Source organism: Klebsiella sp. A-Nf5, assembly GCF_002810545.1.
Lineage (GTDB): Bacteria > Pseudomonadota > Gammaproteobacteria > Enterobacterales > Enterobacteriaceae > Klebsiella > Klebsiella variicola.
Genome location: NZ_PIOG01000152.1, coordinates 1 through 755 on the forward strand (window position 1 = coordinate 1; position 755 = coordinate 755).

Consider the following 755-nt stretch of genomic DNA (forward strand, 5'->3'; position numbering starts at 1 on the left):
GCCTCTAGTAAACATAGATGCTAACCAAATTGACGACATAAGAAGATTAGGTCTGAAATATGAATACAATCTATACTGGACAGCCAAACGTCTGTACCCGCAGAATCCTTCTGCGGGCTTTGAACTACTCCGCTTTGGTCGGATCATTAGTACTGAATATGAAACTCTCATCCCTGCCATCGCCCCGTTGTGGCGTACTGTCAATTTCCCCGGAGGCTCAGGGTTTGTAAATCTGGCCTCTTCTGACATCAAAAAATTCAGTGATGCCGACTTCCCGCACTGGAAGGGCTGGCGAATGGTGGACGATGACATGGACAATAACAGCCAGTGTAATTCCGACTTTATCACGGGATTACAGGAGAGTGGGAACCTTAGCGATCTGAGCAGCCGTCTGGTTTGTCATTTTCCACTCGAATGGAACGCCGACACTTTTGATGAGCGTTATTCCTGGCTAAAAAACAAAAACGACGATACTCAGGCTATGTCTGATGATGACTATGAGCGGTTGAAAAGTCATGTTTCAGCACTGTGCTTTGATACGGGCACGCTTGGCGCAGATCGACTATGGCATTTTCATCCAGTGGCCTTCATTACCCATTTTCGCAGGTGCTGCTGGCTTAGCAAATCAGAATTGAAGCAAATTGTTCCGCGCAATCTGTTAAGAATGGCTGGACAGAATGATTATCGATGGGAAGCCATCATCTACCGGGATGGCGTCGGAAGCCTTGCGGATAATATCCGCACGCACATTAACA

The 755-nt window shown here is 47.0% G+C and carries 1 pseudogene; it reads left to right on the forward strand.

What is annotated here, in order from left to right:
- Positions 1 to 755, forward strand: a pseudogene (locus CWM53_RS15865) (M23 family peptidase); the annotation flags it as partial.